A 24,870-nucleotide genomic window follows, 5' to 3' on the forward strand; every position below is an offset into this window, starting at 1 on the left:
AGCGGGCGCGGGCGTACCACCCCAGAATCGGAGACATGGATCTGCCGGTCATGCCACCCGTGAAGCCGATGCTCGCCAAATCCGTGTCCGCGATCCCCCCGGGCATGCAGTACGAGGCCAAGTGGGACGGCTTCCGTGCGATCGTCCACCGGGACGGGGACGAGATCGAGATCGGCAGCCGCACGGGCAAGAGCCTGACCAGATACTTTCCCGAACTGGCGGCGGCGCTGAAGGAGAATCTGCCCGACCGCTGCGTCGTCGACGGCGAGATCGTCGTCATCCAGGGCGCCCGGCTCGATTTCGACCGGCTCAGCGAGCGGATCCATCCCGCCGCCTCCCGGGTGAAACTGCTCGCCGAGACGACCCCGGCCTCGTTCGTGGCCTTCGATCTGCTCGCGCTGGGCGACGAGGCCCTCCTCGACGCACCGCTCGCCGTCCGTCGTGCCGCCCTGACCAGCATGCTCTCCACCGCCCGGCCCCCCGTCCACCTCGCGCCCGCGACCACCGACCCCGCGCTCGCACGGGAGTGGTTCGAACGATTCGAAGGCGCCGGGCTCGACGGGGTCGTCGCCAAACCCCTCGATCTCCCCTACCGGCCCGATGCCCGCCTCATGTTCAAGATCAAGCACGAGCGTACGGCCGACACCGTGATCGCGGGTTTCCGTTTCCACAAGAGCGGTCCGATTGTCGGATCGCTGCTCCTGGGGCTGTACGACGCCCACGGCACCCTCCAGCACGTGGGCGTCTGCGCCGCCTTCCCGATGAAGCGCCGCGCCGAGCTGATCGACGAGCTCGACCCGCTCCGGATGCCCGACCCGGCGGGGCACCCCTGGGCCGCCTGGGCCGAGGAGACCGCCCACGAGAGCGCCCGGCTGCCCGGCGCGCAGAGCCGCTGGACCGGAAAGAAGGACCTGTCCTGGGTACCGCTGCGCCCCGAGTGGGTCTGCGAGGTGGCCTACGACCACATGGAGGGCGACCGGTTCCGGCACACCGCGCAGTTCCGCCGGATGCGGCCGGACCGGGAGCCGCGGAGCTGTACGTACGCCCAGTTGGAGGAGGTCGTCGGCTACGACCTCGCCGAGGTCCTGAGCACGAAGGCGACCTGAGGCCCGCTGCACGGCCGGGCGGCACGGGAGCCGCGCGGCCCTGCTCACCGAGGGCCGCGGACCCCGGCCCTCAGCGCGCCGTCAGTTTCTCCCACTCCGCCCGGCTCGGGCCGGCGGTGTTCGGTGCGTAGTCGGGCCGCGCCGCCAGCCAGCGCGCCACCCGCGCCCGGATCTCCGGGTCGGCGTACGTCCGCTCCGGCGGATCGGCCAGGTGGCGGACCCGGGCGCGGGCCCGCATCACCTCCGGGTCCTCCAGCGCACAGTCGAACAGCGCGGCCATCTCGCGGGCCGTCCCCGCGCGCCCGGCGCGGGCCCGGAACCGCTCCCCGATGGCCCCGTCCGCGACCACCTGGAAGTCGAACCAGGGCTTGAGGGTGCGCACCGCCCACGCGTGGTACTCGGCGGCGAACCGCACCGATCCCGGGTCCTGGTGGGCCGTACGGGCCACCCTGCGCGCGGCCCACAAGGTGAGCGAAGCGCCCTGCCCGAGCGTCGGGTTGGTATGGGTGACGGCGTCTCCGACCGGCACGAAGCCGCTGACCACCGGGCCCCGCTCGTCGGCCAGGGCGCTCCAGCGGTTGTCCAGCCCGCCCGAGGCCAGTACCCCGGACAGCGGTTCGGCGCCCAGCCCCAGCCAGGCCGCGCCGGGCGGGAAGGCCCGCGCGGCGGCCTCGAACACGGCCGGATCGCGCAGCGCGGACCGCGTGGCGTCCCCGGTGTGCACGAACAGCGTCACGGCGAACAGCCGGTTGTCGGCCGGGAAGACCGCGCATCCGGCGAAGCTGCCGCCCGCCACCGCCCAGGGGCGCCGCGGCCCCTCCTCGCGGCCCTCGGGCGGCCGGTACCAGCGGCAGAAGTAGGCGAGGCCCGTGCGGTGCCGCTCGCTCCACGACGCCGGGCCGGCAGCCGATCGCCGCCAGCCACCGATCGGAGCCGCCGCGCCGGCCGCCCGCGTCCACGACGAGGTCTCCCTCGTAGACCCCCGCCTCCGTGGTCACTCCCGTCACCCTCACCCTGGAAGCAACAGCCCCGGCCGCGCTCCCTGCCACTCCCCCGTCCGCACCCCCACCCGCCTCCGCGATCAGCCCGCTCACCGGCTCCCCGTACCGCGCGACCACCCCCGGCTCGGCCCGTACCGCCGTGGCGAGCGGTCGACCGGTGAGTCGATGAACCGACGCGCCGTACGACGATCGGACCGCGGGAAGCCTGCGCGGGCCGCGCCCGGCCGAAACCCGCACGGCCGGCTTGGACGTAGGGTCACAGCCGGGCCGCTCCGCGCACCGCCCCGGCACACCGATCCACCGAACCACCGAAGGACGGCCCATGAGCACAGCACCCGGCGAACCCACCGCACGCGCGGTCCCCCGACCCCACGCCGTCGTCGGAGTCGGCGTGGTCGTGGTCGGCGACGACGGCCGGGTGCTGCTCGGCCGGGCGCACGACGGGCGCTGGGAACTGCCCGGCGGCAAGGTCGACCCCGGGGAGGGCTTCGAGCAGGCGGCCGCCCGCGAACTGGCCGAGGAGACCGCGCTGCGGGCCGCCCCCGAGCAGATCCGGATCGTCTCCATCCTGCTCGACGCCGGCTCCGGCCTGACCCGGCTGACGGCTGCGGCCGTCACCTCGGCGGCCGAGGGCACTGCCACGGTCACCGAGCCCCACAAGATCGCCCGCTGGTCCTGGTTCGCCCCGGCCGAACTCCCGGCGGCCCTCTACGCCCCGTCCGCGGCCGTCCTGCGCGCCTGGCGGCCCGAACTCACCCGGACCCTCCCGCACGTGGCCTCGTACGACTACCCCACGCAGACGCCTTAGCGCCCGGCGGCCCTGGGCCGGGTCCTAGCCCGCCGCCGTCGCCGCGGTGGCCGCCGTCGTGGCCACCGTGATCGCGGCCATCGCCAGCTGCATGTCGCGGATCGCGGTGCGGATGCTCTCGGCGGCCCACTCGCCGTCGGCCATCGCCGCCGTGCGTGCGGTGATCTCCTTGCGCGGGATTCCCGGGAAGGCCAGGCCGTGCAGGCCGGCGGCGTGGATCACCGCGATGAGGCTCGCGGTGCGCTCGTCCGGTTCCGCGCCCTTGGAGACCGCGGCGGCGAGCCGCTCGCGCAGTTCGCGCTCGACCGCCCCGTCGGCCTCCGGATAGCGGCGTACCGGGAACAGCCCGAGGGCCTTGCGCCGCTCCTCCACGACCACCCCGCGCCCGCACAGCCGCTCCACGACCGGGCCGACGGCCTTGGCCTGGTCCTTCGTCAGCCATTCGGTCACCCGGCGCCTGGCGCGGCCGCGCATCCAGGCCCGTATCGACTCGATCCGGCCGTCGAGGAGTTCCTCCCCCGTGGGCGGGGCGTCCACGAGCTCCATGTACTTGCCCGAGACCCGTACCCGCTCCGCGAGGACCAGGTCGAGCAGGAGCGCACCCGCCACGGCCCAGCCCACCGACTGCCGCTGTTTGACCGACCCGGACTCGTCGTCCAGCGACAGCAGCATGATCTCTTCTGCCAGTGTGATCCGCATCCCGGCACCCCCGTACCCGTAGAACCTGTAGAGCCTGTAGAACCCGTTTCCCCACCAGACGTCCGGACCCGCCGGGAAGTTCCCCGGATCCGGGCTACGGCCGCCCCGCCATCGAGCGCGGGGCGAAGTTCCCGTCCCCGAGGTCCTCCGCGAGCAGGCGCTTGGCGATCGCGTCCGCCGCGGCCCGCAGCTCCGCGCTGCGCGGTCGGCCCCGGTCCTTCTCCAGCTGGTCGCCGAGCCACTTGGCCCACGCGTCCGAGATGACGCCCGCTTCCCGCTCCCCCGCCGGGGTCTGCGTGTAGAAGCCGTTCTGCCGCGTCATGTAGCCCTCGTCCACCATCCGTTCGAAGACCGGCAGCAGGACCTCCGGGGGCAGGTGCCGGCGCGACGCGATGAGTCCCAGGCTCGCGTAGCCGACGGTGCGGGTCAGCAGGTCCACCTGCATCACCGCCCACGCGCCCGCCATGTCCAGCCGGGTGTCGGAGGAGTTCACGATCCCGCGCGCCGTCTCCGGCCCCATGCTCCGCACCAGCTTGCCGACCGCCAGTTCCAGCAGCTTCGCCGAGTCCCCGGAGGCCGTGGCCGGCGAGCCGAAGCCGTCGCCCATGTCCGTGGAACCGGCCCGTGCGCTGTCGCGCAGTTTGACCTGCTTGAGGAACAGCGCGACGACGAATCCGACCACCGCCACCGGCACGGTCCACAGGAACACCGTGTGCAGGGTCTCCGCGTACGCGTTGATGACCGGCCCGGCCGCCGCCGGATCCATGCCTTGCACGCCCTGCGGGCTCTGCGCCGCGGCGCCCAGCTGCTGCGGGTCCTGTCCGGTGGCGCGCGCGGCCTCCTCCACGCCCTTCGCCAGCGCGGGCTTCAGGGTGTTGGCGTAGATCGTGCCGAAGACGGCGGTCCCGAAGGCGCTGCCGAGCGTACGGAAGAAGGTGACGCCCGAGGTCGCGGTGCCGAGGTCGGCGTAGTCCACGGTGTTCTGCACGGCGATGGTCAGCACCTGCATGCACAGGCCGATGCCGGTTCCGAGGACGAACATGTACAGGGATTCCAGCCAGGCGCCGGACTGCGGTCCCATCCGGGAGAGGAGGTAGAGCCCGAGGCCCATCACGGCGCAGCCGACGATCGGGAAGATCCGGTAGTGACCGGTCTTGCTCGTGACGTTGCCGCTGAAGACCGACGCGATCAGCAGGCCGATGACCAGCGGCAGCGTCCGTACGCCCGAGACGGTGGCCGAGTCCCCGTCCACGTACTGCAGGTACGTGGGCAGGAAGGTCATCGCGCCGAGCATCGCGAAGCCGACGACGAAGCTGAGGACGGAGCAGACCGAGAAGACCGGGTTGCGGAACAGCCGCATCGGCAGCATCGGCTGCGCGGCGCGCACCTCCACCAGGCAGAACAGCGCCAGCGCCACGACACCGCCGACGAAGAGCCCGACGATGAGCGGCGAGCTCCAGGCGTACTCGTTCCCGCCCAGGCTCGTGGCCAGGATCAGCGCGCTCGCGCCGATCGCGACCATGGCGATGCCCAGGTAGTCGATGACCGGCTTGCCGACGGCGCGTACGGACGGGATCGTCTTCGCGGCCGCCACCACGACCAGGATCGCGATCGGCACGTTGACGTAGAACGCCCAGCGCCAGGTCAGGTGGTCGGTGAAGAGTCCGCCGAGCAGCGGCCCGATCACCGTCGCGACGCCGAAGACGGCGCCGATCGCGCCCTGGTACTTTCCGCGTTCGCGCAGGGGGACCACATCGGCGATGAGCGCCATCGCGGTGACCATCAGCCCGCCGGCGCCGATGCCCTGGATGCCGCGCCACACGATGAGCAGGGTCATGTTGCTCGCGAGGCCGCACAGGAACGAACCGGTGATGAAGACGATGGCGGAGACCTGGAAGACCAGTTTCCGGCCGAAGAGGTCGCCGAACTTGCCGACGAGCACGGTCGCGACCGTCTCGGTGAGCAGGTAGGCGGTCACCACCCAGGACATGTGGTCGCCGCCGCCGAGGTCCGCCACGATCGTGGGCAGCGCCGTGCCCACGATCGTCTGGTCGAGGGCCGCCAGCAGCACGCCGAGCATGATCGTGCCGAACACGATGTTGCGCGAGCGCCGGTCGAGGACCGGGGGTGCCGCGGCGGATATGGCAGGAGCTGCACCTTCGGCTGTGGTCACACCTCGCACTCTCACAGCGCCCCCGCCCGGCCGCATGCGGCGTTAGCCCATCCGGGGTGGGGCGCGAGGGCCGTCCGCGCAGGTGGACGGGGTGCTCGGCGCAGGCATACGGAGTGTCAGGCGCACCTGGCCGGAGTGTCCGGCACACCTGGCCGGAGCGTCCGGTACACCTGGCCGGAGCGTCCGGCACACCCGGACGCCCCGTCAGCGCAGGTAGCCCAGCCCCGGGTGCTCCGCCGCGTACCCGGACACCAGCCGCCGGGCCACCCCGACCGAGTCCACCAGCGGATGCAGCGCGAAGGCCTTGACCGCGTCCGCCCGCGATCCGCTCGCGGCCGCGGCGAGGACCTCCCGTTCGGCGGCCTTGACCGAGGTCACCAGGCCCACCGCGTGCAGCGGCAGCGGATCGACGGCGACCGGGTGGGCCCCGTTGGCGTCGACCAGGCAGGGCACCTCGATGACGGCCTCGGCGTCGAGCACCGACAGGGTCCCGCGATTGCGGACGTTCAGGATCAGGGTGGCGCGCTCGTCCCGGGCGATGGCGCGCATCAGGGCGAGGGCCACCTTCTCGTACCCGCCCGACTCCAGGTCGCTCTCCTCGCGCTCGCCGACCCCCGCGACCTCGCGGTTCTCGGCCATGTACGTGGCTTCGCGCTCGGCCCTGGTCCGGTCCCAGGCGGCCAGCGCCGCCCCGGGCGCGGGATCCGGCCGCCCCGCCTCGGCGTAGAACCCCCGCTGCTGGTCGCGCAGGAACGCCCCGCGCGTCTGCTTGGCCTCCTGGTAGGCCCGTACCGTGTCACGGTTGAAGTAGTAGTAGTGCAGGTACTCGTTCGGGATCGCGCCTAGCGAGCGCAGCCACTCGGCCCCGAACAGCCGGCCCTCCTCGAAGGATTCCAGCGCCCGCGCGTCGGCCAGCAGCCGCGGCAGTTCGTCGCGCCCGCCGATCCGCAGTCCGCGCACCCAGCCCAGGTGGTTGAGGCCGACGTAGTCGATCCAGGCGTCCTCGGGCCGGGCCCCGAGCAGCCGGGCGATCCGCCGCCCGAGCCCGACCGGCGAATCGCAGATGCCGATGACCCGGTCCCCGAGCTCCTCGGCCATGGCCTCGGTGACCACCCCGGCGGGATTGGTGAAGTTGATCACCCATGCGTCGGGGGCGGTACGGGCCACCCTGCGCGCGATCTCGCGGGCCACCGGCACCGTCCGCAGGCCGTAGGCGATACCGCCCGCGCCCACCGTCTCCTGGCCCAGCACTCCCTCGGCCAGGGCGATCCGCTCGTCGGCGGCCCGCCCCTCCAGCCCTCCGACGCGAATGGCCGAAAACACGAAGTCGGCGCCGCGCAGGGCCTCGTCGAGATCGGTGGTGGCCGTGACGGCCGGGGCGTCCGCGATCCCGGCGGCCTGGTCCGCGAGCACCCGTGCCATGGCACGGAGCCGGCCGGAGTCCTCGTCGTACAGGGTCACGTGCGACACCCTGCCCTCGGCGTGGTCGCCGAGCAGGGCTCCGTAGACGAGCGGTACCCGGAATCCGCCTCCGCCGAGGATCGTCAGCCGCACGCCCTTACCGCCTTTCGCAGTGCTCCGGTGCCAGGGTGTCGTGGCACCAGTCTCCCCCGCCGGATCAGTCCACCGGCGACGGCACGGCCCGCAACCGCGGCTGCTGGTGCTGCTGCGCGCCCGGACCGCCCGGCAGCGGGCCCGTCGCCGCGCCCTGCGGCGTGGAGAGGACCAGCGTCATCCGGGTCAGCCCCATGCCGTCGAGCATCGGGCCGGATTCCGCCACCATCCGGCAGCGCACCAGGCCCCAGCCCGGGTCCGGGTGGCGCACGGTGCGTACGGCGCCGTCCTGTTCGGCGGCCTCGGTCCCGTGGGTCGTCAGCCAGTGCGGCACTCCGTACCGGTAGGCGGCCTCCATGAACGGGTCGCGGGCCACCTCCTGGCGGATGCTGCGCAGCCCCTCGTCGTCGGGGGCGGCGGCCAGCGCGGTCGCGAACCGGGCCAGCAGTGGTACGCACCAGGCCGGTTCGTGGTCCTCCAGCACGGCCGCGGCGTCCGGGTGGAACAGCACGAAGCGCAGGAAGTTGTCGTCCGGCAGGGCGGTCGGATGCGGGCGCACCGACTGGAAGAGCCGGTCGAACGCCGAGTTGGTCAGGGCCACGTCCCAGCGGTGGTCCACGAGGAAACTCGGGTAGGGCACGGCCTCCATGAGGGCCGCGTAGTCGCACAGGTAGTCGCGCTGCGCCGGATCGTCCGGCAGCCGGTTGTCCTCGGCCGCACGCCAGGTGGGCGGCGGGTCACGGTCGACCATGATGCGGAAGAGCCAGAAGCACTGCCGCTCGCTCATTTCCAGGGCCTCGGCCAGGGCGAGCAGCTTGCGGTCCGTCCACTCCTTGACCAGGCCGCGCTCCCAGTTTCCGTACGCGCGCACGCTGATGCGCAACCGCGCCGCCAGGTCTTCCTGGCTCAGCCCCAGTTCCTCCCGGCGCTGGCGCAAAATCTCCTTGCGTCGCTCCGACCGCACGGCGCCGCGTGCGGACTCCTCGCCCGCGAGGCGCTCCCCACCGATGTGGGCGAGGCCATCGGACGGGCCCACCGCTGCGAGATGTGGCACCGAGAGCTCCCCCCTCTTCCTTACGGTCTGGATCTTCATTTCCGTGTGGCGATCCTGCTACCGACTTCATTCGAGTGTCAACTATTGTGGCAATTCCAGCCTCTGGGGAGCTCGTTCCCGCCACAGATGTGGCACGTTCTAGCCGTACGGACCGAGACCGGATAGATTCCAGAAGCCGACCACGTGCCCGTACCCCGACCTCGCGCGATCTAGGAGAACCACTGGTGACAGACGGCTTCCCGGCTCCCGTCGCGGTGGCCAACACGCTCCTGGCAGCCACCGTCACGCGAGTCGCAGAACTCGCGGGCAAGCTGGGCCGCGACCGGAACCAGGTCTTCGACCTGCGCCGCCTCTCCGAGGCCTCGGGCGTCCCGGCCGACGTGGTGCGGAGCCTGCTGGACGGCCGGCCCGCCGGCGAGCCCGATCTCCAGACCCGGTTCCTCCAGCGCCTCGACCTCCTGCGCCGCACCCGCGTCAAGCCCAACGGCCGCCGCTACACGCAGCAGGAGATCGCCGACGGCGCCGCCATGTCGCGCCAGCAGGCCGGGGCCCTGATCAACGGCGACCGGCGGCCGACCATGGAACACTGTGACGCGATCCAGCGCTTCTTCGGGGTGCACGCCGGATTCCTCACCGCCCATGACGCGGACGCCCTCACGGACGCCCTCCAGCGCACCGAGCAACAGCTGCTCCAGGACTTCGCGGGCCGCGCCAGAGAAACCGCACCCGCTCCGGCCGCTTCGGCGGGCGATCCGCTGGCAAGACTTCTCCAGAACCACGGCGTACGGGGCATCGCCTGGAGAGCCGCCCAACTGCCCAGCGACAAGCACCGGGACAAGGTGACCGAATGGCTGGACATGCTCCTCGAAAGCGTAAAACCGAACGAATCCTGACCCAGTCGAAAGTCTGGGTCTGATCCTTGAGTCCTGATCCGGATCCGCGCCGACGGGGAGAACGGTGAGCATAGGCAGAGAGCAGCGGCGGTTGTGCGGGGAGCTGGTGGCAGGCATCAACCTGACCGCGCCCGTGGAGCCCGTGGACCTCTACGCCGCCCTCTGCGAGGGCATGAGCAAGCACCGCGGCCGCCGGGTGGACTTCCGGATGGCCTCGTTCCCGCCGGGAACGGCCAGCGGTCTGTGGCTCGACATGGCGGACCGCGATCTGGTGGTCATCGAGGAACGCACCGCACCCGACCACCAACTGGTGATCCTCGGGCACGAGCTGTGGCACATGAAGGCCGGCCACTGCAGCCACCACGTCGACGGCGCCGCCGTCGCCGCCCGGCTGCTGACGGACGAGGCAGACATCGGCGAGACCGTGCGGCGCGTCGCCGCGCGCACCCGCGCCGACGTCCAGGAGGAGACCGAAGCGGAAACCTTCGGTTTACTTCTGGGCAGCCGGTGCAGGACCTGGCTCGCCGGATCGGCGAGCCACCGGGCACCGGCGCAACGAGACCAACTGGCGGGCCGCATCGAGGCCGCGCTCGGATACCGGGGGCACAGGAACGACCATTGAAAGGCCAGGACTACTACACGCCGGCAGCCGCGATGGCGATCGCACTCGCCTTCAAACTGCCGACGCTACGCAAAAACTGGCGCGATCCGCTCCTCCGGTCCGTCTGCTCCCTGCTCACCCTGGCCGGCGCCGTCTTCACCTTCGCCGCCCCGCCCACGATCGCGGCGGTCAACCGCTGGACCGGCATACCCAACTTCTCCGCCCCGTTCGTCTACTGCCTGATCACCGCCTTCAGCGCCGCCTGCCTCGTGCTCATCGTCAACTGGCGCGGCGGCCCCCCGGAGGAGACCCGGCGCGTCTCGCGCGCCTGGATCCTCGGCTACTCCGTCGTGATCGTGGCACTGATGGTGCTGTTCGTCCTCGGTGACAGCCCGGTCGAGCGGCTGCGGGACTTCGACACCTACTACGCCAACACCCCCTTCACCCGGGAGATGATCGCCCTCTACCTGGTGGCCCACAACGTGGCCGCCATCGTGATGGTCGCGATGTGCTGGCGCTGGTCCCTGCAGGTGCGCGGCTGGCTCCGCGTCGGCCTCGTGATCATCGTCATCGGGTACGTCTTCAACCTCTGCTACGACGCCACCAAGATGACCGCCGTCGTCGCCCGCTGGACCGGCCACGACCTGGACTGGCTGAGCACCTCGGTGGCACCGCCCGTCGCCTCCATCGGAGCCAACGTCAGCGCCATCGGCTTCGTCCTCCCCCTGGTGTTCCAGCGGCTGTCCGACAGCTGGCAGTACTGGTCCACGTACCGGCGGCTGGGCACGCTCTGGCGCGAGCTGCGCATCTGCGGCCCCAAGGGCGCCCCCAGCGTACGGATGGCCTGGTGGTCCGCCGTGGAGCTGCGCATGATCCAGCGCGAGTCGGACATCCACGACGGCTTCCTGCACCTCGGCCCGTACTTCGACCAGTCCCACCGGGACGACGCCCTCGCGCGGGCCTTCGCCGCCGGCGCCGACGAGGAGACCGCGCGGGCCGTCGCCGACGCCGCCATGGTCGCGGCCGCGGTGCGCGCCCGGGCGGCCGACCCCGAGGGGCGGGTCATCGGGGCCAGTGACGAGGGGGCCCCGCCGCCCGCCGACGGTCCCCGCGACCTCGTGCGGATCTCGCACGCGCTGCGCAACTCCCGCGTGGTGGCCGAATGCCGCCGGCAGTCGTCCCTGTCGGGGAGCTGAGCCGAACCCCGGGGGGCTGCTCCCCGGGGCCGGCTCCCGGTGATCAGCTCCCGGCGGCCAGGGTCAGCGACGGGAACAGGTCCTGGAACGGCGCCGCCGAGTCGATCCCGTCCCGGCCGAAGGGCGCGTCGAAGCTCCACACCATGAACAGCAGGAACACGATCAGCGCGCTGAACAGCCCCGCGAGCAGCAGCTCCCGCCCCGAACGCCGGATCTGCAGGGTGAAGATCAGCCCGACGGTGACCAGCCCGCCCGCGACCAGCCCCAGCCAGACCACCCCCGGCAGGGTGGACTCGTCGCTCTGCGTCCGCTCGTGGCGGGCGTCGTCGGCGGCCGCGATGTGGTCCAGCAGCGGCTGGTAGGCCTGGGCCTGCAGCTCGTTGCCCGGGCTCTGGTGGGTGACGTCGCTGCGCAGTTTGCCGAGCAGTTCGCCGCCCTCCGCGGACACCGGGGCCCCGGAGGTCAGCCGCGGCCAGTCCACGCTGACGGTGTGGGACACGTACGCGTTGACCTCGCCGCGGATCCGGTCGCGCACGGCGGCCGGGTAGACGTCGGCCCGCTGGGTGACCTCGTACAGGGACTGGGCCTCGCGGCGCACGCTGTCCTCGGCGGCGCCGCGCGCCTCCCAGACGCCCGCGATGGCCAGGCCGAGGACGATCGCGTAGACCACGCCGACCATCATCACCATGTACTCGAGGACGTCGGGGGTTTCGCTGGTGTCCTCGTCGTCGGCGACCCGGCGGTGCCGGATCGCGGTGAAGGCGAGGACGAGGGCGCAGACGAGCGCCATGGCGATGGCCAGGACCAGCCATTCGGACACGAGGGTTCTCCGTAGGTCGAAACGAGCGGACTGAGCGGACTGGGGGTGGGGGCGTGGCTAGCCGCGGCTCCTGGAACGGGGCCGCAGCGCGACGGCCGCGAGCACCGCCGGGGTCGTGACGACGACCATGAGCATCAGGGTGGACATACCGTCCGGGCCGCGCCGCGCCAGGGCCGCCGAGTGGTACGGGCGCACGTGGAAGCGCCCCGCCGCCCCGGCCCCCGCTGCGACCCGGTGCGGAGCCACCGCTCCGCCCGGAGCGGCCTCCAGGACCCCGGCCTGCTCCGCCGCGGCCGCCCGCGGCTGCGCCACCGGAGGCCTTGCCTGCGCCGTCGACCCCGGCCCCGGCCGCGCCCCCGCGCCGGCCGGAGCGGGGGCGAGCGGCCCCAGCCCCGGGTGGCGCACCGTCGGCGCGGCCGGGCCGGGCAGCGGCAAGCGGACGGTCGGCCGGACGGCCGGAGCCGACGCCGAGGGCGGCAGTGGCGGCACGGGCGGCCTCGGCCGCGCCCCGGCGGGAACACACAGGTCGACCCGGGCTCCACGATCGTGGCCGTCTCCGGCGACCGCCACGTGACCGTGCAGCGGGCAGAGCGCCGCCACCAGGCCGGCCCCGGCGAAGTACTGCCAAGCGGTCACCGCGCGTTCTCCCGATTCCGCAGCAGGGATGAGGACTACGCCTGAAGAAACGATCACGGCGGTGCTTCGATACGCGGCAGACAGGTCAAGATCGGCCCTCGGCAGCCCACTTCAGGCCACCGCGGGTCCGGCCGGCGCCCGGCCCGTCCCGTCCCCGCACCGAAAGGCGTGCCCGTGTTCACCACCCCGGTGCGCCCTCGCGCGCCCCCGACCCGCGGCCGGTGTTCACCCGTCCGGACCACTCCGTCACGGCGCGGCCCGCTCCTCCCGCCGATGATCGGAGAACCCGATCCCGCAGCTCAGCGGGGTCGCCCCGGGGAGCACAGGGACGGTGGCAGGTGGACGCGGACGGCTCGCAGACCCTCGAAGCACAGGTCGACGCCCTGATGGACGGCCTCCGGGCCGACCTGGAACGGCTCGCGTCGATCCCCTCGGTCGCCTTCCCCGGATACCCGCCGGAGCCGGTCCTGGAGGCGCACGACCTGATCGTCTCCCTGCTGCGCGAGGCGGGCGTCCCCACCATCGAGCGGATCGACCTCCCCGACACCGCCCCGGTCGTCTATGGCGAGATCCCGCCCCCGCACCCGGACGCCCCGACCGTCCTGCTGTACGGGCACTACGACGTCCAGCCCGCCGGCAACCCGACCCTGTGGCTCTCCCCGCCCTTCGAGCCGACCCCCGTCCCCGGCGTCCCCGGCGCCCTGCGGGCGCGCGGGATCGCCGACGACAAGTCGAACGTGATCGCGCACCTGGGCATGCTCCGGGTCTACGGCGGCCGGCCGCCCGTCGGGATCAAGCTGGTGATCGAGGGTCAGGAGGAGTACGGCAGCCCCTTCGACGACTACCCGCCCACCGATCCGGAGCGGTTCGCCTGCGACGCGATGGTCATCGCCGACCTCGGCAACCTGCGGCCCGGCACCCCGACCCTGACCACCGGTCTGCGCGGGGCCTGCGAGGTCGTGGTGGAGGTGCGCACCCTCGCGGAGGCCCGGCACAGCGGGGAGTTCGGCGGAGCCGCCCCCGACGCGCTGCTGGTCCTGCTCCGGGCGCTGGCCTCTCTGCACGACGAGCACGGGGACGTGGCGGTGCCCGGGCTGCGCCGCGATCCCTGGGAGGGAACGACCTACACCGAGAAGGAGTTCCGCGAGCTGGCCTCCGTCCGGGACGGGCTGCCGCTGATCGGCACCGGATCGCTCGGCGAACGGCTCTGGAGCGGTCCCGCCGTCACCGTCATCGGGCTGGACGCCCCGGACGTGGCGGGCGCCGCCTCCGCCGTGGTGCCGTACGCGCGGGCCAAGCTGAACCTGCGCTTCCATCCGCTCCAGGACGCGAAGGAGGCCCGGTCCGCGCTCGTGAAGCACCTGCGCGCGCAGCGCCCCTTCGGCATCCCGCTCACCGTCACCCCGGGCGACACCGGCCCCGGCTTCGAGGCGCGGACGGGCGGGCCGGCGTACCGGGCGGCGCTGACCGCGCTGAAGGAGGCCTGGGGCACGGAGGCCTCGTACGTGGCCACGGGCGGCTCCATCCCGCTGGTGAACGGCCTCGCGAGGGCGGCTCCGGGCGCGGAGGTGCTGCTGTTCGGCGCGCAGGACAGCATGTGCAATCTGCACGCGCCGAACGAGCGGGTGCTGCTGTCGGAGGTGCGCAACACGGTGGTGGCGATGGCCGCCTTCGTCCGGGAGTACGCGGCGGACTTCGGCGCGGCCGGTCCGGGCGCCTCCGCCCAGGACCCGTCCGGAGGCGCCCGGTGACCACCGCGACCCCGCCGCCCTCGCCCCCGGCCCCGCCTCCGCCGCCCGCCGCGCCGGCTCCGCCCGAGGGGCCGGCGCCCGCACGGAAGTTCTCCTTCCCCAGCGCGCTGACCATCCTGGCCATCGTGACCGTCGGGATCTGGCTGCTGGCCTTCCTCGTCCCGGCCGGCGAGTACGACCGCAACGACAGCGGTGCGCCCGTCTCCGGCACCTACCACCGGGTCGACGGCACCCAGAGCTTCACCGATCGCCTGAACGACCTGTTCCTCTCCCCCGTCAACGGGCTCTACGGCCTCCAGGACCCCAAGACCGGCCAGGTCGGGCCCACCTTCAGCGGTGATCTGTACGGCAGCGCGGGCGTGTTCCTCTTCGTGCTGGCGATCGGCGCCTTCATCACCGTCGTGTTCGCCACCGGGGCCCTCGACCGCGGCATCGCCCGCCTCGCCCACCGGCTGCGCGACCGCGGGGCGCTGCTGATCGCCGCCGTGATGGTGGTCTTCTCGATCCTGGGCACCGTGGAGGGCTTCGCCGAGGAGACCCTCGGGTTCTACGGCCTGCTGGTTCCGATGATGCTGGCCCTCGGCTACGACCGGCTGGTCGCCGTCGGCGCCGCCATCCTCGGGGCGGGCGTCGGCGTGCTCTGCTCCACGGTGAACCCGTTCGCGACCGGTGTGGCCTCCTCGGCGGCCGGCATCTCGCTCGGCGACGGGATCGGGCTGCGCTTCCTCATGTGGATCGTGCTGACCACCGTGACCGTGCTCTATGTGATCCGGTACGCGCGGCGGGTCCAGAAGGACCCCTCCAAGTCGATCTGCGGGTTCCTGCCCGGGGACCGGGAGCAGAAGGCCACCGGCGCCGAGGAGGAGGAACCGGAGCTGACCCGGCTGCACAAGACCGTGCTGGTCCTGCTGGTCCTCGTCTTCGCCTTCATGATCTTCTCGGTGGTGCCCTGGTCGAGCGCGCTCACCGGCGACGCGGACGCCACCCCGTACGCCTGGGAACTGGACTGGTCCTTCGCCCAGTTGGCGGCGCTGTTCATCTGTGCGGCCGTACTGATCGGCCTGGTCGCCCGGATGGGCGAGGCCAAGCTCAGCTCCACGGTCATCCAGGGGGCCGCCGACTTCATCTCGCCGGCCCTGGTCATCATGCTGGCGCGCGGGGTCACGGTCATCATGAACAACTCGCAGATCACGGACACCGTGCTGCACTCCATCGAGGGCGTGGTGAAGGGGACTTCGTCCGGGGTCTTCGCGATCATCGTCTTCCTCGTGAACCTCCCGCTCGCCTTCCTGATCCCCTCCACCTCCGGGCACGCCACGCTCACCATGCCGATCCTGGCCCCGCTCGCCGACTTCGCGGGCGTCTCCCGCGCGCTGATGGTGACGGCCTGGCAGTCGGCGAGCGGCTGGATGAACCTCTGGGTCCCCACCACCGCCGTCACCATCGGCGGTGTCGCGCTGGCCAAGGTCGGCTACGACAAGTACCTGCGCTTCGTCTGGCCGTTGCTCGGCATCCTCTTCGTGCTGATCTGCGGGTTCCTGGCGCTGGGCGCCGCGATGTGACGCGTCAGTGCCGCCGGACGACGACGAAGTCGGCGAGGGCGGTGAGCTGTGCGGCCGTGAGGAAAGCGCGCAGGGGCGCGACTCCGAAGAGTCGCGCCCCTGCGTGAGTTGCCGCCTGGAAGGCCGGTGGGCCTAGGCCTCCGGGTTGCCGCCGAAGCGCTCGCGGTACGACTCAAGGTCCTCTTCGGTGACCCGCGGGAAGAGCACCGCCGGAACCGTGAACGGCGTGCCCGCCGGCACCGCGTCGAGCGAGGCGGCCTGCTCCGGGGTGACCCAGGTGGCCGTGTCGTCGGCGAGGTCGAACGCGGAGCGCATGGCGCGCGCCGAGGCCGGGATGAACGGCTCGGAGACCACCGAGTAGAGGTGGATGAGGTTCATCGCCGTGCGCAGGGTGAGCGCCGCGCCCTCCAGATCGGTCTTGACCTCGGTCCAGGGGGCCTTCTCGTCGAGGTAGGCGTTTCCGGCGGACCACAGGGCGCGCAGCGCGGCCGCGGCCTTGCGGTACTGGAGGGCGTCCATGTGGCCCTCGTACTCGGCCAGCAGTTCGGCGATCTGCGCGCCCAGCTTGGCCTCGACCTCGCCCGCGGGGCTGCCGGCGGGGACCTCGTCGCCGAACTTCTTGCGGGAGAAGGTCAGTACGCGGTTGACGAAGTTGCCCAGCGTGCCGCCGAGGTCCTTGTTCACCGTGGCGGCGAAGTGCTCCCACGTGAAGGAGGAGTCGTCGGACTCGGGCGCGTTGGCGATGAGGAAGTAGCGCCAGAAGTCGGCCGGGAGGATCTCCAGCGCCTGGTCGGTGAAGACGCCGCGCTTCTGCGAGGTGGAGAACTTGCCGCCATAGTACGTCAGCCAGTTGAAGGCCTTGACGTAGTCGACCATCTTCCAGGGCTCGCGGACGCCGAGCTCGGTGGCGGGGAACATCACCGTGTGGAACGGGACGTTGTCCTTGGCCATGAACTGGGTGTAGCGGACGTCCTCGGCCTCGTACCACCAGGACTTGTAGTCGCGGTTCGCCGGGTCGGCGTCCGCCCACTCCTTGGTCGAGGCGATGTACTCGATCGGGGCGTCGAACCAGACGTAGAACACCTTGCCGTCGGCGGCCAGTTCGGGCCACGTGTCGGCGGGGACCGGGACGCCCCAGTCGAGGTCGCGCGTGATGGCGCGGTCGTGCAGGCCCTCGGTCAGCCACTTGCGGGCGATGGAGGAAGCGAGCTGCGGCCACTCCTCCTCGTGCTCCGCGACCCAGGCCTCGACCTCGACCTGGAGCTTGGACTGGAGGAGGAAGAGGTGCTTGGTCTCGCGGACCTCCAGCTCGGTGGAGCCGGAGATGGCCGAGCGGGGCTCGATCAGGTCCGTGGGGTCCAGGACGCGGGTGCAGTTCTCGCACTGGTCACCGCGGGCCTTGTCGTAGCCGCAGTGCGGGCAGGTGCCCTCGACGTAGCGGTCCGGCAGGAAGCGGCCGTCGACCGGCGAGTAGACCTGCCGGATCGCACGCTCCTCGATGAAGCCGTTCTTCTCGAGCTGGCGCGCGAAGTGCTGGGTGATCTCGCGGTTCTGCTCCGAGGAGCTGCGGCCGAAGTAGTCGAAGGACAGCTCGAAGCCGTCGTAGACCGCCTTCTGGGCGTCGTGGGCCTGCGCGCAGAACTCGGCGACCGAGAGGCCGGCCGCCTTCGCGGCGAGCTCGGCGGGGGTGCCGTGCTCGTCGGTGGCGCAGATGTAGAGGACGTCGTGGCCGCGCTGGCGGAGGTACCGGGAGTACACATCCGCCGGAAGCATCGACCCGACCATGTTGCCCAGGTGCTTGATCCCGTTGATATAGGGAAGCGCGCTGGTGATCAGGTGTCGAGCCATCCTCGGATGCTCCATTTCATATATGCCGGTACGACGTGACGTGCGGTTCATCGTATCGAACCGCCGAAACGCCACGCGCCCGCATTTCTTCGGGGTGGACTGGGGGGTACAGCGCAAAACTGACGGGTGCAACGCAAAAGCGAGGACTGTGACCTCTCCGTCACGGCCCTCGCGCTGCGGCCATGGTACAGCGGGCCGGGCAGCCGCCGAACCGCCGTCCGCCCCGGTGGGACACCGTCCGCGGCGGCCGCGGACGGTGCCGCCGCGGACGGTGCCGCGGACCGCGGACCGCGCCGCGGAGGGTGGCCCCGGCGGCGGGCGGTCAGTCGCGGCCGCCCCGGGCGCCGTCGATCGCGGTGATCCGGACTCCGCTCGCGAGTCTGGCCGTCAGGGTGGCCGCGGGGCCCTGCGGACCAGCGACGGGGACGGTCAGGGTCCGGCCCGCTGCCTCCGCGCGGACGGCGCCGGCCGCCGTGATGCCCGCGACCTCGCGGCTGCCCGCCGCCAGCAGGTACCAGCGGCCGGCCGGCGACCTCCACCGGGTGCCCGCGAGCAGGTGCTGTCCGAACCGTCCGCACGCGGCGGTCGCGCGGGACCGCGCCACGTCCTGCGGAGCTCCGGCGGGCAGGCGGAGCTGGACCAGGACGTCGCCCGGGCCGGCCCAGCCGGAGGCCCGGGTGCAGGTCCAGACGGCCCGGCCCGCGCCGTCGGGGAGTGCGGAGTCGGCGAAGTCCCAGATGTTGACGGCCCGTACCCCGCCGGCGCCGTACTCCCGCAGCCGGCAGGCGACCGGAGCCCAGGCCGCCCGCGCGGCCGGGCCGGTGGCCTCGCGCGGCTGGCGGGCCGCCACCGCGCCCGGACCGTCGGGCAGCGGCGTGTAGGTCAGGTGTACGGGGGTCAGCGCGCCCAGGTCGGCGAGGACGAAGGCGTGCTTCTCCACGATGCGGGCGGAGGAGGTCAGCTCCAGTACGGGCCAGGCCGCGCAGGCGCCGCCTTCCGTACGGGGCACCGCGGCCTCCTCGGTGACCCCGTCGGCGGAGACCGCCAACGGCTTGGCCCCCTCCTCCGTCCGGAGCAGGTCGCGGGTGCCGGCCCGGGCGATCCACGGCGCGAGCAGGTACCTGGCCCGGCCCCCGTCCGTGTTGTCGTTCCCGGTGCCGGTGCCGGTGCCGGGATCTGGACCGGTCCCGGTCCCCTTCCCCGGGGAGCGGCTCAGGGTCAGCGCGGCCGCGGTGGTCACGTTCGCCTCGTCGGTACGGGCGAAGGCGAGCTCCCGGCCGCGCGGCCCGTCGGCTGCTTCGCCGTAACGCACGACCCGGTCCCCGTCGAGCAGCAGCACGACCGCCCGCCCGTCGACGTCCCCCGCGTACAGCAGCTGCGGCGCGTGCAGCGGTGCGTCGGTGGCCGTCCCCGGCGCGGCCGTCACCGCCACCTCCCGGGGCCGGGCGGCCCAGGCCGCCAGGGCGCGGGCGAGCAGGCCCCGGTCGGCGGTGCGGGCGCCGCGCGCGGGCCAGGCGGTGAAGTCGACGCGGGCGGTGTCCGCCCAGGCCTCGGCGGGAACACGGACCAGCCGGGCGGGGTCCAGCGCCCCGGCGACGGCCGGTCCGGCGAGGGGCGAGGCCTCGGGGCGGGGCGGCGACCCGTCGGCCGCGAGGATCCCGGCGGCCAGGGCCAGGGCGGCCGCGGCGGTCCAGCCGGCCCGGGTACGGCGCCGCCGGCGCAGCAGGTCGGTCGGGCGGGCACTGACCACGGCGGCATCGAACTCGACGCCGCCCGGCCCCCGCAGGAGCGTTTCCCCAGCGGTGTTCCCGCCTGCGCCCCCACCGCCGTGACCACCGGCATGCCCGGCAGCGCCGTGGAAGCCGCCACGGCCCGTCGCCCCCGCCACGGGCCCGGCCCACGCTCCGCGGCCCGGCGACAGGGCACCTCCGCGCACCGTTCCCGGATCCGTCGCGGACCGCGCCTCCCACGCCCACGGCCCGGCGCCCGGGCCCACTTCCGAGCGCCCGGGAGCGCCGCCCGCCCACTCCCCCCAAGCGGCCAGCGCCTCCCGCACGGCGTCCGCCGGGTCGGCGACCCCGGCCGCGCCGAGGAGCCGGGCCACCGCCTCCTCGGGCAGGCCGTCCATGCCGTGCAGGACGAACGCCGCCCGGACCGGCCCCGGCGCCGCGCCCAGCACCCGGGCCGGCTCGTCGATCCCGCCCGCCGGGGGCCACAGCCGCAGCCCCCAGACGAAGGGCGGCACCGGCGGCCACCCGAGCCCGGCCGCGGCGAGGCGGGCCCGGCCGGTCGGAGCGAGGCTCGCGCGCAGGACCCGTACGCGCACCTGGGTCAGGGGGCCGCCCGGCCCGTCGGGACCGGCCGGGGCCTCCTGTGCGCTGCCGAGCCCGCCGCGCGGGAGTGCCCGCTGGACCGCCTTGTGCGCGAGGAGGACCCGGGTATGGCGGCCGAGGGTGACCGGGAGCGTCACGTAGGCGAGCCGTACCAGTTGGGGGTAGTGCTCGACGAGGACGGCCTCGGCCTGCTCCACGGCGGTGGAGCCGAATCGCTGTGTTGTGCCCACTCTCCGACAAACGAGTGAATCTTGGGATGGTCACACGCCGTGCTCCCCGACGGGGCACGAAACGGGCGCACAGGAGAACGGCATATGCGTTTGCGCTGGTTGAGCGCGCGTGCGATCGACATCGATCAGCACGTGATCATCACCTAACGTAATTCTTCCAGCTTTCGTCTCTGCGCCCTCCGAGTGCGCCCGCGCTGATTTCCTTGCCCCGCACACGGGATGGGGTGGAGCGGTGAGCGATGGCAGCGGTCTTCCGGAGGAGTCCGGTGGCGGGGCCGTGGGTCTGCCGAGCCGGCGACGGCGGCCGGCGCCCATGAGCCAGTGGAACGCGACGGCACGCCTGTCGTACTGGGCCTTCCACGCCGACCGGCGCCCGGCCTACATGCGGTTCGCGTACCTGCAACTGGGCTCGGACGCGGCGGCCGAGGAAGCGGTGGACGCCGCCTTCGACTCGATCATGTGCGAATGGCTGCGGATGCTGCACATGGACCGGCTCGACGCCTACGCGTGGACCGTCCTCAAACAGCGGCTCATCGACCGCCAGTTCCGCCGCAGCCCCTGGCCGGAACCGATGGACACCAGTGCCTTCGAGGCGGCGCTCAAGGAGGCCCACGCGGAAGCCGACCAGTACGAGGTGCTCACCGACACCATCCGCTTCTACTCCGCCGTCTCCCGGCTCGCCGAACGGCAGCGCGACGCCGTGCTGTTGCGGTACGGGCTCCAGTGCACCCCCGGCGAAGCCGCCGCGATCATGGGTGTGGACGAGGCCACGGTCCGCTCGCAGCTCGGCCAGGCCCAGCGGCGGCTCGCCCGGCTGCTCGACACGTCCGCCGAGTCATGAACCGCAACACGAGCCGCGGAACCCGTCGCGAGGACGGCGGACTCCCGCGTTCCCTGGAGCAGTTCCTGGCCCGGGCGAGCGTGCGCGACCGCTATCCGCACTACGACCTGGGCGCGGCGGAGGCCCGGCTGCTGCGCGGCGCCGACTCCACCGCCGCGGGACCGAAGCCGCTGCCCGCTCCGGCTCCCCGGCGCGGCGGAACCCACGCCCGGCGCCGCACGCTGGGCTGGAGCGACCCCCTGCGCGACCTGCCGCTGGACTCCGAACGGGCCGGACGCGACCTCAAGGCCGCCTGCCTGGCCTCCGTGTGCGCCACGGGGGCCCCGGAGCGGCTCGACGCCTTCGAGAGCGGCGGCCACGCCGACCTGCCCGGAGCCGTGGTCTTCGGCTGTCTGCTGCACCTGGCCGGGCTGCGCGAAGGGGCCCGGTTCTGGTGGCAGTTCGCCGCCGGCTCCGGGCGCAGCCGCACCACGCACGCCGCGTACTGCCTCTTCCTCGACCACTCCCGGCGCGGCGAGCACCACGACGCCCGGGTCTGGGCCCGGGAGCTGGGCCGGCGCCGCTTCCGGCCGAGCGGGCGCCGGGATCTCCGCGAGGTACGGCTCTGCGCGCAGGCCGCCGTCCTGCGCTACGTCGACCAGCTCGACGACCCCGACCTGGGCCCGGTACCGCTGCCCAGGCCCGGGGTGTCCCGGGCACTGGACGCGTTCCGGCCGCCGGCCGCTCCGGCGCGGCCGCCCCGGACGGGGGCGGGCCGGCTGGGTTCGGGCCCGCTGCGCCACCCCGCGCTGACGGCGGCGGCCCGCGGGACCGTGGTCCAGCCCGGCGGGGGCGAGGCCCTGACGGCCGCCCGGCGCGCCCTGGCCGTCGTACGGGTCCTGCAGCGGCGGCCGCTCGGCGTACGGGCCGGGCGGCTCGGGCGGGAGGCCGGTCTGACCGAGGCGGAGCTCGGGCCGCTGCTGTCGATGCTCTGCGAGGAGGGGTACGCGTACCGCTCCGGCGTCGGGGTCTACGCGCCCGGGCCGGCCCTCGACCGGCTCGCGGCCCCCGGCGGCCGGGGCCTGGCGGCCCAGTTGCAGCGCACGCTGGCCCTGGCGCGGGACAGCGCGGGTGCGGCCGTGTACCTGAGCCGGTACGCGGAGGGGGAGGTCCGGATCACCCAGATGGCGGACGGGCCCGGCGCCCCGCCGGTACAGGAGTGGGTGGACTTCCGGGACGCCGCGCACGCCAGTGCGGTGGGCAAGTGCCTGCTGAGCCAGCTCGACCACGACGGCCGCGCCGACCACGTGGCCCGGCACCGGCCCGCCCGGCTCACCGAGCGGACCATCACCGACAGCCGGGCCCTGTTCAGCGCGCTCGACGCGGTGGCCCCGGGGGCCCCCGTCTTCGACCTGCGCGAGTACGCCCCCGGCGTGGTGTGCGCGGCGGTCCCCCTGGCGCTCGGCGACGCGGCGGGCAGCCTCGCCCTGTCGCTGCCCGGCGGGCACGCGCACCGGCTGGGCCGGGCCACCGAGGCGCTCCGGCTGAAGGCGGTTCCGGTGCTCCTGGCGCTGCTGCTGGCGGGGGCGATCCCGCCGGACGCCGCGGACTCCCCGGAGGAGGAGGCGGCAGCGGAGGGGGCGTCGGGCGCGGCCGGGGCGGCCGGGCCGGAGCTCCGGGCGCAGCCGGAACCGCGGCCGATGCCGCTACCGGTCACGGCGGAGACCCTGCGCCAGCTGCGCCGGGTCTTCCGGACCCCGCTGACCCGGGCCACCGGCGGGGCGGACGGGCCGCACCTGGTCAGCGACAGCGCCTCGGAGGCGGCGTACCTCTTCGACGCCCCTCAGGGCGACGGAGCCCCCGGGCTGGCGCTCCCGCGCACCTTCGCCCCGCTGGTCCCGGGCAGCCTGCGGACGGCCGACGGGCAGGACGGGCTGGTGGTGCTGCGCACCTGACGGGGACCCGAGGCCCGGAACACGGGGCGTGGCGGGTTCAGGGGGCGACGGAGCCGGGTGCGCCGGGGACGAAGGTGGCCACGGCGGTGTCGAAGTGCCGCTTGGCGGCGGCGAGTTCGTCTACCGGTGCGGAGACCCAAATGTCGTACATCCGGCCGTTCTGGTCCCAGCAGAGGTCGTAGGTGTGCCGGGGGCCCTCGGCCGGATCGAAGCCGTTCCAGGTGAACTCCCAGAGCGCCGCCGGAAGTTCGTGGTGGGTCGTGGAGACGACGGTGCCGCCGCGGTAGCCGGGGTTGGTGTCCGGGCCCTTGGCGTGGGCCTGCCGCATCACGCCGAGCGGACCGCCGGGCACCGGCATCTTCACCCGGATCCCGACGCGGAAGGCCCCGTCCGGGGAGACGTAGAAGACCCGTTGGTCGTCGGTGGCCCGCTGGTACCCCTCGGGCACGGCGATGGCGAAGCCCTGCGGGTCGGCGAAGGTCCGGTACCCGGAGGGCGGCGGCCCGCCCGGGGCCACCCCCACCGGACTCGGGCTGGAACCGGCCCCGCTCGGGCCCGCGGGCGGGCTCGCGGAGCCTCCGGGAGCCGCCGGCGCGCTCCGTGATGCCTGCGCCTCGTCCCCCTCCCCCTCCCCCGCTCCGAACAGCGAGCGCAGCGGGTCGACGCCCACCACCACCCCGCCCGCCACCAGGACGACGACGGCCGCGGCCGCCGCGAAGCCCAGGCCCCGCCGGGTGGCGACGCGCTGCCTGGCCGTCGGGCGCGGAGCCACGGCCGGGGCCGTCAGCCCCTCGGACTGCGACACCGACGCCGGCGCGGGTCCGGCGGCGGGGGCGGAGCCGTCGGCGGGCACGGGCACCCGGGCGGCCGGTACGGACATGTGCTCGGCGGGTACGGGCACCCGGTCCGCGGCTACGGTCATCCGCTCGGCCGGACCGGCCGGGCCGCCTCCGGCCGGGCCGCCGCCCGCCAGGTACGCCGACAACAGCCGGTCCGCCTCGGCCGCCGCCATCCTGCGCTCCGGGTCGCGTTCCAGCAGGCCCCGGATGACCGGCAGGAGCGGCCCGGCCTGGGCGGGCGGCCGGATCTCCGCGGAGACGACGGCGTGCAGGACGCCGCCCAGCGAATCGCGGCGGAAGGGAGATTCCCCGGTCAGCGCGGTGCACATGAGCGTGCCGAGCGACCACAGGTCGGCGGCCGGACCGGCTTCGGCTCCCCGCATCCGCTCGGGAGCGGTGTACTCGGGGGAGCCGACGAAGGCACCCGTCTCGCTGATGGTGGTGGCTCCGGAGAACCGGGCGATGCCGAAGTCGGTGAGCACCACGCGGCCGGTCCCCGACTCCATGAGGACGTTGGCCGGCTTCACGTCCCGGTGGAGGACGCCGCGGCCGTGCGCCGCGGTCAGGGCGCCGAGCAGGGCGAGTGCGGTCCTGGCCGTCTCGACCGGGGTGAGGGTCTTCCCGCGGGAAATCAGGTCGGCGAGGGACCCGCCGTCGACGAGTTCCATCACGATGCAGGGGCGCCCGTCGTGTTCGACGACGTCGTGGACCACGACGACATGGGGGTGGCGCACGTGCGCCACGGCCCGCGCCTCGCGCAGCGCCCCCGCGGCCACGCCGTCCCCGTCGCCCTCGCCGACGTGCAGTTCCTTGACGGCGACCGGACGCCCGAGCAGTTCGTCGGTGGCCCGCCAGACGGTGCCCATCCCGCCCCGGCCCAACCGGTCTTCCAGGCGGTACCGCCCGGCCACCACGACACTGCCGCGCACCTCGTCCTGTGCCACCGCGCTCCCCCTCAACCGGTCCCGGAGCCATGATGCCGTAGCCCGCT

18 protein-coding genes and 1 pseudogene are annotated in these 24,870 nt (G+C 73.6%); 9 read left to right on the forward strand and 10 right to left on the reverse strand.

All coding sequences use genetic code 11. The features are described from left to right. Positions 1–35 precede the first annotated feature (35 nt). Positions 36–1,106, forward strand: coding sequence for an ATP-dependent DNA ligase (locus tag AC3IX6_RS05115; protein ID WP_489369055.1), 1,071 nt, complete (start codon positions 36–38; stop codon positions 1,104–1,106). A 70-nt stretch (positions 1,107–1,176) separates the two neighbouring features. Here the strand turns inward: AC3IX6_RS05115 and AC3IX6_RS05120 are convergent, their stop codons facing one another. Beyond that, positions 1,177–1,902, reverse strand: a complete 726-nt coding sequence (locus AC3IX6_RS05120; RefSeq protein ID WP_489369056.1) for a hypothetical protein — start codon at positions 1,900–1,902, stop codon at positions 1,177–1,179. A 527-nt stretch (positions 1,903–2,429) separates the two neighbouring features. Here AC3IX6_RS05120 and AC3IX6_RS05125 point away from each other — a divergent pair. Next, positions 2,430–2,915: a nucleotide triphosphate diphosphatase NUDT15 gene (locus AC3IX6_RS05125; protein ID WP_489369057.1), complete on the forward strand. Its 486-nt coding sequence runs from the start codon at positions 2,430–2,432 to the stop codon at positions 2,913–2,915. 24 nt (positions 2,916–2,939) lie between these two features. Here the strand turns inward: AC3IX6_RS05125 and AC3IX6_RS05130 are convergent, their stop codons facing one another. From AC3IX6_RS05130 to AC3IX6_RS05145, 4 genes are all read right to left on the reverse strand, one after another. Then, positions 2,940–3,614, reverse strand: a complete 675-nt coding sequence (locus tag AC3IX6_RS05130) for a GOLPH3/VPS74 family protein (RefSeq protein ID WP_489369058.1) — start codon at positions 3,612–3,614, stop codon at positions 2,940–2,942. Between the two features lie 94 nt (positions 3,615–3,708). Then, on the reverse strand, positions 3,709–5,787 hold the full coding sequence (locus AC3IX6_RS05135; RefSeq protein WP_489369059.1) for an MDR family MFS transporter: 2,079 nt from the start codon (positions 5,785–5,787) through the stop codon (positions 3,709–3,711). Between the two features lie 204 nt (positions 5,788–5,991). Then, a complete protein-coding gene (locus tag AC3IX6_RS05140) occupies positions 5,992–7,341 on the reverse strand; it encodes a 6-phospho-beta-glucosidase (RefSeq protein WP_489369060.1) in 1,350 nt (449 codons plus the stop codon). A 64-nt stretch (positions 7,342–7,405) separates the two neighbouring features. Further along, the gene (locus AC3IX6_RS05145) at positions 7,406–8,395 is read right to left on the reverse strand and encodes a helix-turn-helix domain-containing protein (RefSeq protein ID WP_489369061.1); all 990 of its coding nucleotides are present in this window, start codon (positions 8,393–8,395) and stop codon (positions 7,406–7,408) included. 224 nt (positions 8,396–8,619) lie between these two features. Between AC3IX6_RS05145 and AC3IX6_RS05150 the strand changes: the two genes are divergently transcribed. The 3 genes from AC3IX6_RS05150 to AC3IX6_RS05160 all read left to right on the forward strand — a co-directional run bounded on the left by AC3IX6_RS05150 (position 8,620) and on the right by AC3IX6_RS05160 (position 11,085). Continuing rightward, entirely contained in the window at positions 8,620–9,288 is a 669-nt protein-coding gene (locus tag AC3IX6_RS05150; RefSeq protein WP_274550379.1) for a helix-turn-helix domain-containing protein, read from the forward strand. A gap of 64 nt (positions 9,289–9,352) precedes the next feature. Further along, entirely contained in the window at positions 9,353–9,910 is a 558-nt protein-coding gene (locus tag AC3IX6_RS05155; protein WP_274550378.1) for a toxin-antitoxin system, toxin component, read from the forward strand. Further along, positions 9,907–11,085 (forward strand): MAB_1171c family putative transporter, encoded by a 1,179-nt coding sequence (locus AC3IX6_RS05160; protein ID WP_489369062.1) that lies wholly within the window; start codon positions 9,907–9,909, stop codon positions 11,083–11,085. The genes AC3IX6_RS05155 and AC3IX6_RS05160 overlap by 4 nt, the downstream gene beginning before the upstream one ends. A 43-nt stretch (positions 11,086–11,128) precedes the next feature. Here AC3IX6_RS05160 and AC3IX6_RS05165 read toward each other — a convergent pair whose 3' ends face one another. Then, positions 11,129–11,905, reverse strand: a complete 777-nt coding sequence (locus AC3IX6_RS05165) for a bestrophin-like domain (RefSeq protein ID WP_351371832.1) — start codon at positions 11,903–11,905, stop codon at positions 11,129–11,131. 57 nt (positions 11,906–11,962) lie between these two features. Further along, the gene (locus AC3IX6_RS05170) at positions 11,963–12,541 is read right to left on the reverse strand and encodes a hypothetical protein (RefSeq protein WP_489369063.1); all 579 of its coding nucleotides are present in this window, start codon (positions 12,539–12,541) and stop codon (positions 11,963–11,965) included. Between the two features lie 338 nt (positions 12,542–12,879). Here AC3IX6_RS05170 and AC3IX6_RS05175 point away from each other — a divergent pair, with 338 nt between their 5' ends. Both AC3IX6_RS05175 and AC3IX6_RS05180 read left to right on the forward strand, forming a co-directional pair. Further along, positions 12,880–14,292 carry a M20/M25/M40 family metallo-hydrolase gene (locus AC3IX6_RS05175; protein ID WP_489369064.1) on the forward strand — a complete coding sequence of 471 codons (1,413 nt, stop codon included), beginning with the start codon at positions 12,880–12,882 and terminating at the stop codon, positions 14,290–14,292. Next, positions 14,289–15,854 (forward strand): YfcC family protein, encoded by a 1,566-nt coding sequence (locus tag AC3IX6_RS05180; RefSeq protein WP_489369065.1) that lies wholly within the window; start codon positions 14,289–14,291, stop codon positions 15,852–15,854. The genes AC3IX6_RS05175 and AC3IX6_RS05180 overlap by 4 nt, the downstream gene beginning before the upstream one ends. Before the next feature lie 132 nt (positions 15,855–15,986). Here AC3IX6_RS05180 and metG read toward each other — a convergent pair whose 3' ends face one another. Together metG and AC3IX6_RS05190 are read right to left on the reverse strand one after the other, a co-directional pair. Then, on the reverse strand, positions 15,987–17,702 hold the full coding sequence (gene metG, locus AC3IX6_RS05185; RefSeq protein ID WP_489369066.1) for a methionine--tRNA ligase: 1,716 nt from the start codon (positions 17,700–17,702) through the stop codon (positions 15,987–15,989). 322 nt (positions 17,703–18,024) lie between these two features. Continuing rightward, the gene (locus AC3IX6_RS05190; protein ID WP_489369067.1) at positions 18,025–20,265 is read right to left on the reverse strand and encodes a hypothetical protein; all 2,241 of its coding nucleotides are present in this window, start codon (positions 20,263–20,265) and stop codon (positions 18,025–18,027) included. Between the two features lie 232 nt (positions 20,266–20,497). Here AC3IX6_RS05190 and AC3IX6_RS05195 point away from each other — a divergent pair, with 232 nt between their 5' ends. Further along, positions 20,498–21,106 (forward strand): RNA polymerase sigma factor, encoded by a 609-nt coding sequence (locus AC3IX6_RS05195; RefSeq protein WP_489369068.1) that lies wholly within the window; start codon positions 20,498–20,500, stop codon positions 21,104–21,106. A gap of 812 nt (positions 21,107–21,918) precedes the next feature. After that, positions 21,919–22,665: pseudogene (locus tag AC3IX6_RS05200) on the forward strand (IclR family transcriptional regulator domain-containing protein); the annotation flags it as partial. Positions 22,666–23,077: 412 nt separating this feature from the next. Here AC3IX6_RS05200 and AC3IX6_RS05205 read toward each other — a convergent pair. Then, the gene (locus tag AC3IX6_RS05205; RefSeq protein WP_489369069.1) at positions 23,078–24,823 is read right to left on the reverse strand and encodes a serine/threonine-protein kinase; all 1,746 of its coding nucleotides are present in this window, start codon (positions 24,821–24,823) and stop codon (positions 23,078–23,080) included. Between the last annotated feature and the right edge of the window lie 47 nt (positions 24,824–24,870).

It is taken from the genome of Streptomyces sp. GL_141, assembly GCF_057834385.1.